Source organism: Serratia sp. CY27727 (genome assembly GCF_052169275.1).
GTDB lineage: Bacteria > Pseudomonadota > Gammaproteobacteria > Enterobacterales > Enterobacteriaceae > Serratia > Serratia sarumanii.
Map to the genome: position 1 here is coordinate 34,884 of NZ_JBJNLB010000006.1, position 9,365 is coordinate 44,248.

Consider the following 9,365-nt stretch of genomic DNA (forward strand, 5'->3'; position numbering starts at 1 on the left):
ACTATTTGACCATGCGTCCGTCATTAAGAATGAACGCGGTTCTCCCGTCCCAAAACTCAGCAATAAAAATATCTTTCGGCTCTATACCGTGTTCACGGATAGTTTGGCTCAACCACTCCTCATCTTTATTAATCTCCTGCAGCTCATAAGGCCTGGCCCTGTCATTTTTCATAATGATAATCGAAGGCAGCTCATTTCCCTCACATACCGCGGTGATCTGACCGCCCGGCTCAATTTGCGCATAAACAATCTCTTGAAAAGCGTGAATCCCCTGCGCATGCAGCTGTGAGGAAACGTTCAAGATATCGATTTTATTTTTCTTGGCTAAAATATTTTCCATTAAAAAGCGGCCGTTTTTTATAATTGGTATCGGGTTGCCGATAGTGACCGAACGAAAGAAGTTGCAGTGTTTACTGATTGCATTCAACAGAGAAATTAGCCCTACCCCGATAAGCAGTACAACGACATACTGGTACAAAGGGATGCTGTCGCTATAGATAACGCCCCCAATAATGCCCCCGAGCACAAAGTTGCCGATAAAATCCACAGGGGTCATTTGCGATAGCTGGGTCTTTCCGGACAGGTTCAAGTGGGTGATAACAATGACAAAGCCAATAACAAATTTGAGCAAAATATATCCGTAGTACTCCATATCCTTTTCCTTTTAATCGATGTTGTTAATGCTATCAGCTACTTTATCCCAACGGATGTAAAGGCAGAAATACGAGTAAAAAGGGCAGCCCCTGGGCTGCCCTTTTCGTTACTTCTGCTTCGCCGGTTCGTCCGGCGCGTCGAGCACCTCTTCTTCCTTGCGGAACAGGCTGATGACCTTGAACAGCAGGCTCAGGCCGATACCCACGATGGTCGCCAGCGCCATGCCTTTCAGCTCCGCCGCGCCGATATGCACCTTGGCGCCGCTCACGCCGATGATCAGGATCACCGAGGTCAAAATCAGGTTTTGCGCTTTGTTGTAATCCACTTTGGACTCGATCAGCACGCGAATGCCCGAGGCGCCGATCACACCGTACAGCAGCAGGGAAACGCCGCCCATCACCGGCACCGGCACCGCCTGGATCGCCGCCGCCAGCTTACCGATGCAGGACAGCAGGATCGCCAACACCGCCGCGCCACCGATCACCCAGGTGCTGTAGACCTTGGTGATGGCCATCACGCCGATGTTCTCACCGTAGGTGGTGTTCGGCGTAGAGCCGAAGAAGCCGGAGAACACCGTCGAAATGCCGTTGGCGAACATCGAGCGGTGCAGCCCGGGATCGCGGATCAGATCTTTCTTCACGATGTTGGCGGTCACCACCAGGTGGCCGACGTGCTCGGCGATCACCACCAGCGCCGCCGGCAGAATGGTGAAGATGGCGAACCACTCAAAGCGCGGAGTGTAGAAGGTCGGCAGCGCGAACCAGTGCGCCTCGCGAATCGGAGTCAAATCCACCACGCCCATGAAGAACGACAGCGCATAGCCCACCAGCACACCGATCAGGATCGGGATAATCGCCAGGAAGCCGCGGAACAGCACCGAGCCGAGCACCGTGACCGCCAGCGTCACCAGCGAAATGGTGATGGTGGTCGAATCGGCGCTGGTGCCTTCCGCCGGCAGCAGCCCCGCCATGTTGGCCGCCACGCCCGCCAACTCCAGCCCGATGACGGCGACGATCGCCCCCATCGCCGCCGGCGGGAACATCACGTCCAGCCAGCCGGTGCCTGCCTTTTTCACGATCAGCGCCACCAGGCAAAACAGCACGCCGCACATGATGAAACCGCCCAACGCCACTTCGTAACCGAGCGGCAACAGCAGCAGCACCGGCGAGATAAACGCGAAGCTGGAACCGAGGTAGGCCGGGATCTTGCCTTTACAGATGAACAGATACAGCAGCGTGCCAATGCCGTTGAACAGCAGCACGGTCGCCGGGTTGATCTTGAACAGGATAGGCACCAGCACGGTGGCGCCGAACATGGCGAACAGGTGCTGGAAACTGAGCGGAATGGTCTGGAGCAGCGGCGGGCGCTCGCTGACGCCGATGGCGCGACGGGTCATGTGTGCTTTTCCTCGGTTTATTGGTTTTATAGGTTTTAGTCAAAAAAAAGCCGACTCGTTAAGTCGGCTCAAATGTTTACTTGGTACCAAATATCTTGTCGCCCGCATCGCCCAGGCCAGGCACGATGTAGCCCTTGTCGTTCAGGCACTGATCGATGGAGGCGGTGTACAGCTCAACGTCCGGGTGCGCTTTCTCCAGCGCGGCGATGCCTTCCGGCGCCGCCACCAGAACCAGCACCTTGATGCTGTGGCAGCCGGCTTTCTTCAGCAGATCGATAGTGGCGATCATCGAACCGCCGGTGGCCAGCATCGGGTCGACGACCAGCGCCATGCGCTCTTCGATGTTGGAAACCAGCTTCTGGAAGTACGGCACCGGCTCCAGGGTTTCTTCGTCGCGGTATACGCCCACCACGCTGATGCGCGCGCTCGGCACATGCTCCAGCACCCCTTCCATCATGCCCAGGCCTGCGCGCAGGATCGGCACTACGGTAATCTTTTTCCCTTTGATCTGATCCACTTCAACTGGCCCGCACCAGCCTTCGATGGTGACTTTTTCCGTCTCCAGATCGGCGGTCGCTTCATAGGTCAGTAAACTACCCACTTCTGAGGCCAGCTCACGGAAGCGTTTGGTGCTGATGTCATTTTCGCGCATCAGGCCAAGCTTGTGTTTTACCAGCGGGTGTTTCACCTCAACGATCTTCATCATTTTTCTCCTATTAAGGTGGTTGCGGCCAAAAAAATCGCGGGATTATACCTCCTTTTTTTCGCCGCGCCACCCACAATAGCCCGATCGGGATCAACAAAAGTTTGAATATCAGTATAGATGACGAAAAAGCGGAGCCGGTTCACAAGCCGCTCGCAAACGTTTGCCTGCGCTGTTAGAATTGCCGCGCCTTATTCCGGAATCAACATCGGAAGCACAGTTTTCAAACCGCAAACCGTCGTGGGGAATCGCGCAGTGACCGACAAAACCTCTCTCAGCTATAAAGACGCAGGTGTCGATATCGATGCTGGCAACGCATTGGTAGACCGCATCAAAGGTGTAGTTAAACAGACCCGTCGCCCGGAAGTGATGGGCGGTCTGGGCGGGTTTGGCGCCCTGTGTGCGTTGCCGCAGAAATACCGCGAGCCGGTGCTGGTTTCCGGTACCGACGGCGTGGGCACCAAGCTGCGTCTGGCGATGGATCTGAAACGCCACGACACCATCGGCATCGATCTGGTGGCGATGTGCGTCAACGATCTGGTGGTTCAGGGCGCCGAGCCGCTGTTCTTCCTCGACTACTACGCGACCGGCAAGCTGGATGTGGACACCGCGGCCAGCGTGATCACCGGCATCGCCGAAGGCTGCAAACAGTCCGGCTGTGCGCTGGTGGGCGGCGAAACCGCTGAAATGCCGGGCATGTACCACGGCGAAGATTACGACGTGGCCGGTTTCTGCGTCGGCGTAGTCGAAAAATCCGAGATCATCGACGGCAGCAAAGTGCAGTCCGGCGACGCGCTGATCGCCCTGGGCGCTTCCGGCCCGCACTCCAACGGCTACTCGCTGGTGCGCAAGATCCTGGAAGTGAGCAACACCGATCCGACCGCCACCCAGCTGGAAGGCAAACCGCTGGCCGACCACCTGCTGGCGCCGACCAAGATTTACGTGAAGTCCGTGCTGGAGCTGATCGAGAAGGCGGACGTACACGCCATCGCTCACCTCACCGGCGGCGGCTTCTGGGAAAACATTCCACGCGTGCTGCCGGAAGGCATGCAGGCGGTGATCGACGAAGCCAGCTGGCAGTGGCCGGCGGTGTTCACCTGGCTGCAGCAGGCCGGCAACGTCAGCCGTCATGAAATGTACCGCACCTTCAACTGCGGCGTAGGCATGGTCATCGCCCTGCCGGAAGCCGAAGTGGAAGCGGCCATCGCGCTGCTGACCGCGGCAGGTGAAAAAGCGTGGAAAATCGGTAAACTGACCGCCTCTTCCGACGAACAACAAGTGGTCATCAACTGATGAAAAAGATCGTGGTGTTGGTCTCCGGCCAGGGGAGCAATCTCCAGGCGCTGATTGACGCCTGCCAGCAGGGCCGCATCGCCGCCGAGATCGTGGCGGTGTTCAGCAACAAGGCGCAGGCTTACGGCCTGCAGCGCGCCGAGGCGGCGGGCATCGCCACCCAGGCGCTGGATGCCAAGGCCTATGCCGATCGCACGGCGTTCGACGCCGCGTTGGCGGACGCCATCGACCAGCACCAACCCGATCTGGTGGTGCTGGCCGGCTACATGCGCATCCTCAGCCCGCAGTTCGTGCAGCGTTATGCCGGCCGCATGCTGAACATCCACCCTTCCCTGCTGCCGAAATACCCCGGGCTGCATACCCACCGTCAGGCCATCGACAACGGCGACAGCGAACACGGCACCTCGGTGCACTTCGTGACCGAACAGCTCGACGGCGGCCCGGTGATTTTGCAGGCCAAGGTGCCGATTTTCGCTGACGACGAAGAGGATGACGTGGTTGAACGGGTGCAAACCCAGGAACACACGATCTATCCGCTGGTGGTGAGCTGGTTCGTCGACGGCCGCCTGGCGATGCGCGATGGCGCCGCCTGGCTGGACGGCGAACGCCTGCCTGAGCAGGGCCACGCCGCCGACTGATGCGCGCAGCCTGAACCTTGCCTAAACGGCGCCCACGCGGCGCCGTTTTTTTTCGCCTTCATCCATTCTGTGAAGTTATACTTTGCACAATTTCACGGCACAGAGGAGCCCACATGTCCAGCACTGCCAGCGTCAGGTTACGCCCATTGGAACGGGACGATCTGTCGTTCGTCCACCAGATGGACAACAACGCCAGCGTTATGCGCTATTGGTTTGAAGAACCTTACGAAGCCTTTGTCGAGCTTTCCGATCTCTACGACAAACACATCCACGATCAGAGCGAGCGCCGCTTTATCATCGAGCACGAAGGCGCCAAGGTCGGCCTGGTGGAGCTGGTGGAGATCGATCACATCCACCGCCGCGCAGAGTTCCAGATCATCATCGATCCCGCCCACCAGGGCAAAGGCTATGCCAGCACCGCCGCCCGCCTGGCGATGGACTACGGCTTCTCGGTGTTGAACCTGTACAAGCTGTACCTGATCGTCGACAAAGAGAACCCGAAGGCGATCCACATCTACAGCAAGCTGGGCTTCAACGTGGAAGGCGAGCTGATCGACGAGTTCTTCGTCAACGGCGAATACCGCACCGTGCTGCGCATGTGCATCTTCCAGCCGCAATACCTGGCGAAGTTCAAAACCCCCAATGATAAGCCGCTGGTGAAGTGACGGTCAGCAAGAAAAAGAGAAAACCCGCGCAGGCGGGTTTTTTCCTATCATATAAAGGCATTAGCCCGGTTAGTTCACTATTTTAAGCGCTCTAAAACCGGTTCCGGCACTGTTCTCCTCCCCCAGCAACACTCGCTCAAACCCCATCTTCCCTTTTCTGTTCGTCAGCAGGCTTAGCGACGTATTGCCTTCGCTCCAGGGGTAATCGATAGCGACCACACGGGCACCGGAGGCATGCATTTCAATCAAATCGGTATTGCCATTGATAATTTTAGTTCCTTCTTTCGCCACGCTGAAAGCACTAGCATTAATCGAATACCCATTATTTGCCCCCGAAGGCAATCCGATGACCAAGCAGTTCTGACCGGAATTTTTGACTTTACCCACATCAAGAGATGAAACGGATACCAGAGCGCTTTGGCTATCGATCGTGACCGAGTTCGTTCCCGAATTAATGCTGGCCTCGATAACTTTATTGAGTGAAAAGGTGCCTACCGTATTCTCCGTTCCTCCCTCCGAGCGTACGAAGTCAATATAAAGCTGACTGACACTGCCATTGGTGCTTCCTGACGCTTTAACGATCCCTTTGCAAGATTCTGCCGTTGTGCCATACAAGAAGAACCCTGTTGAAGGGCGGTTAGAACAAACGATAGAAATACCGTGCAAACCGGTAAACGCCACGCTGCAGCCAATCAAGGTGATACCGCGGCAATCTACAAATAAAAAACCGTGGCATGGCGCCTGGTTAACATAGCTCTCTGGGCCGCCAAACGCTTTGCAATTGATGAAGACGGCCTCTTGTAATGCCTCAGCATAAAAACAAGGCGCTGTTGCCGTCATATTGGTATGTTTTACGATGACGTTTACTGCCGTTAGCGTCTGGGAGACTTTGTCCGACGGATTATTATCGTTATCTGGCTCGATAACGATGCCGATACCGCTGTCCGCCAAATTATCAATATTGATATTCTCCAGGATAAAACCGTCATAGGGCTTACGTAAAACAATTGCGCTCCCGGTATGACTGGCCATATTGATCGAGATATCTTTGACGCACACACCAACGGTAGAGTACCCCGCAATATCAGAGTCAAATTTGAAAACGGCCCCCAGCTCCCCCAGGTCAGCCGTGAGGAGTAACTTCGTTGACTGAATCCCCTCCCCAACGATGTGTACCCCTGGCTTTAAAAAAACGATCTGCTTAGTGATGCTGTAGGTACCGGCAGGCACGATGACCTTACCGCCGAGGGATTCCCAGACCGGGTTAGGATTCTCATTAATTTTCTTGGCAAGGCGAAGAAATGCGTTAGTTAAATTATTTCCTTCGCCTGCCTCAACAAAGTCGAGAATATTCATTGCATTGGATGACGCCATATTACTTCTCCTGTTTATACTGTCTCATTGTAGATTGACTCTTCTGTCACGGAGCTGAGCCAAGGCTTGTATAGACAGATTACCCGCAGATATAAAAATGCAAAGTCATATGTGTTGTATAATCGATGACAGATCATTCATCATCCGATAAAATAATGCACACCTATAGGACTATCTTTTTTCGAAAAAAGGGAAGTATTCTATGAACGCGCTCACATTACGGAGTAACGTTAACAACAGAGTCACATTAAGATAGTAAGATTAAATAAAAATTCAGACCTATTTTATGTTACCTACGAGCGAGAAATTTCATGCATAAAGTATCAAGCTTATTTATCTTTATTAGCCTTATTATTTTAATTATTGCGTTTTCATTGAATCTCTATGGCCACTACGCCACCAGTAACTCAAACGCTGTACCGCTGTTTTCCCCGCTCTGGTGGACACGCTGGTTCCCGCTCTATGCCTCGGGCGCTGCGTTGCTGTTGATAGGGCTGGTCTTGCGGGTTTCGGGGCGGGGACGTTAAAGGCCAACTTTCATCATAGATATCGCAGAACAAGTTATGCGCGAGACGTATTATCAAAAAGAGTACTTTGTAACGCATATGCACTCTAACAGAATCACTTATAGCAACCGAGAGGGAATAGATATAAGTTAAAAAAAACTAAAAACCCGCAACAGCGGGTTTTTAGCAGTTAAACAATAATATTACACATTATTTATAATAACAGCATCTAAGTCCAATCTTGATAACCGTTTTCGTGAATCCAGACAAGGCCAGCGGGACATGCATCAGATAAAAACCAATACCCATTAAAAGCGCCATACTCCATCTCTTCAGGAGTATTAGGGAAACTGGCTCTAAGTTTATCGAGCTGCTCTTTCACTGTTCCTTTCAAAAACTCACCCCCGTTGCCAAGTTTTACTATCCCTTCATTCATCAAATGCTTAATAAACCAGAGGAATAACTCCTTTTCCTCACAAAAAGAAAGGCAGATCTTCCCTGATAGACTATCCGGATGAATATTTTCCCAAATAGTCACCATCGATGCTCCCACAAGAGCTTCCTTCCTATTTTCATATTGCTCTATTGTAAGCATATAGATCACCTATCTAAACTTGAGTTCAAACTTGTTATCGGAGAGATTCGATACTTTGTTTATATCTTTATTCCCAATAATATCAATCGTCCACCGAGCTTTCGACTCTTGTGCACTTGTAGAATAGTTTCTAAGGTTTATTATTTTCCCTTCAAACTTTGCATAGTACACAATACCTTTCGCGTTTCTCACCTCGTTGAGAGGGAGACCTCCAGCAAGTGATTGCGCATAATCATAGATATCCTTATCGCTAAGTGATTCAGAAGCAAAAACTTTTGTTGTTCCTTTTCTATTACTCCCTCCATCGCCTAAAACTTGAGCTACAGACTTACCAAAAACAGTTACATTACCATCTGGCTGCGTTTTGTCGAAAAGTTTAACCAACTGATTAGTGTTAACCTTCTGTATTTCCCGCAAATAATCTGCCGTTTTAGTCGACAAATTCGCCCCGGCTGCTGTTTCTCCTTTGATAAAATCGGCAACCGGCTGAGTGTTGAGCGTTTTTGTTTTGTATATTTCATCGGAAGCGTTCACCAGCTGTCGGCTCAACTTCCTCACGCTGTCTTCAGTCTTACCCAAAATCAATGTGCTGCCGGTCGTTATGGCGCCAGTACCAATAATCGCCTCTGGAGCCACAATGTCTGCCGCATAAATACCGGCTTGGTTCAGGCAAAGCGCGGGGTTGGTTTTGCAACCGGCAATCGCCAATCGTGCCGCCAGAACCAATTCTGGCGCAGCTCCCACCAGCGTCATTCCCCCCCGCAGTAAGTACCAGACCGCCGCCACCTACGGTCGCCACTATTGCGGCAGCTTCTCGGCGAGCCACAACACGTTTTGCCGCAGCAACATCACCTTTATCAGCGGCCAAAATGTCTTTCTGATTATCCAGCGCATACTGCATCAACATATGTTCGGTCATGTTGTAGCGATAAACCGACTGCGCGCTGTCCGCAGCACTGTAGGCGCCTTCCGGCGTATGCGTTGTCAACGCCCCGGTCAAAGCCCCGATCACTCGTGCCGTTTGCTCTTTTACTTCATTGCCGTTTAGCGCTTCCTGCAGACGGTAGAGCTGGCGTTCCTTTTCGTTGAGATTGGCCGGTTCGAACAGCGTGCTCTGCATCACGACCCCGGCCAGCTCCGCCGCCAGCGCTCCTGCAGCAGCCCCTTTACCGTCGCCGCGCCCGATTTCCGCGGCGATGCCCGCCACAACCGCATGGCTGACTGACTTCCCGGCCGCACCCAGAACGTCGCCGTTATCCCCAATCAGGTTGGCGCCTTCGGCCTGAACCTGGCTGCCGATATTCGCCAGCAGCGCATTGGTCAGGTTGTCCTTGAAGCTGCCACCGTTAATGGCGGTATTCAGGCTGGAGCTGATGACCGATTGCCCGGCCACCCGCTGCGCCACCTTGCTCCAGTCACCGTTGCTCAGCTGCGGCAGTTTGACGTTGTTTGGATTAAGCGGTTTGCCCGCCGCGTCCTATCGGCGTTTATATGGAATACAACATCAAGAGAAAACGGCTCCGGAGAGCCGTTCGCATGGG

Annotated in this window: 9 protein-coding genes and 1 pseudogene; 4 read left to right on the forward strand and 6 right to left on the reverse strand. The window is 53.3% G+C overall.

The features are described from left to right. Position 1: 1 nt before the first annotated feature. The 3 genes from ACJ8HB_RS15690 to upp form a co-directional block, all read right to left on the reverse strand. The gene (locus ACJ8HB_RS15690; protein ID WP_094860006.1) at positions 2-652 is read right to left on the reverse strand and encodes a DUF421 domain-containing protein; all 651 of its coding nucleotides are present in this window, start codon (positions 650-652) and stop codon (positions 2-4) included. 108 nt (positions 653-760) lie between these two features. Continuing rightward, the gene (gene uraA, locus ACJ8HB_RS15695; protein WP_033635515.1) at positions 761-2,050 is read right to left on the reverse strand and encodes a uracil permease; all 1,290 of its coding nucleotides are present in this window, start codon (positions 2,048-2,050) and stop codon (positions 761-763) included. Positions 2,051-2,126: 76 nt separating this feature from the next. After that, positions 2,127-2,753 (reverse strand): uracil phosphoribosyltransferase, encoded by a 627-nt coding sequence (gene upp / locus ACJ8HB_RS15700; RefSeq protein WP_004941642.1) that lies wholly within the window; start codon positions 2,751-2,753, stop codon positions 2,127-2,129. A gap of 255 nt (positions 2,754-3,008) precedes the next feature. Between upp and purM the strand changes: the two genes are divergently transcribed. From purM to speG, 3 genes are all read left to right on the forward strand, one after another. Then, positions 3,009-4,046, forward strand: coding sequence for a phosphoribosylformylglycinamidine cyclo-ligase (purM, locus tag ACJ8HB_RS15705; RefSeq protein WP_025303843.1), 1,038 nt, complete (start codon positions 3,009-3,011; stop codon positions 4,044-4,046). Beyond that, positions 4,046-4,684 carry a phosphoribosylglycinamide formyltransferase gene (gene purN, locus ACJ8HB_RS15710; RefSeq protein ID WP_049194849.1) on the forward strand — a complete coding sequence of 213 codons (639 nt, stop codon included), beginning with the start codon at positions 4,046-4,048 and terminating at the stop codon, positions 4,682-4,684. The genes purM and purN overlap by 1 nt, the downstream gene beginning before the upstream one ends. Positions 4,685-4,797: 113 nt before the next feature. Next, positions 4,798-5,349 (forward strand): spermidine N1-acetyltransferase, encoded by a 552-nt coding sequence (speG, locus tag ACJ8HB_RS15715; protein WP_004941631.1) that lies wholly within the window; start codon positions 4,798-4,800, stop codon positions 5,347-5,349. 69 nt (positions 5,350-5,418) lie between these two features. Here the strand turns inward: speG and ACJ8HB_RS15720 are convergent, their stop codons facing one another. Next, positions 5,419-6,723, reverse strand: coding sequence for a hypothetical protein (locus ACJ8HB_RS15720; RefSeq protein WP_047571003.1), 1,305 nt, complete (start codon positions 6,721-6,723; stop codon positions 5,419-5,421). 311 nt (positions 6,724-7,034) lie between these two features. Between ACJ8HB_RS15720 and ACJ8HB_RS15725 the strand changes: the two genes are divergently transcribed. After that, positions 7,035-7,250 carry a hypothetical protein gene (locus ACJ8HB_RS15725; protein WP_071883832.1) on the forward strand — a complete coding sequence of 72 codons (216 nt, stop codon included), beginning with the start codon at positions 7,035-7,037 and terminating at the stop codon, positions 7,248-7,250. Between the two features lie 208 nt (positions 7,251-7,458). Here ACJ8HB_RS15725 and ACJ8HB_RS15730 read toward each other — a convergent pair whose 3' ends face one another. Together ACJ8HB_RS15730 and ACJ8HB_RS15735 are read right to left on the reverse strand one after the other, a co-directional pair. Then, a complete protein-coding gene (locus ACJ8HB_RS15730) occupies positions 7,459-7,824 on the reverse strand; it encodes a DUF596 domain-containing protein (RefSeq protein ID WP_047571751.1) in 366 nt (121 codons plus the stop codon). A gap of 9 nt (positions 7,825-7,833) precedes the next feature. Further along, positions 7,834-9,301, reverse strand: a pseudogene (locus ACJ8HB_RS15735) (DUF637 domain-containing protein); the annotation flags it as partial. Positions 9,302-9,365 lie beyond the last annotated feature (64 nt).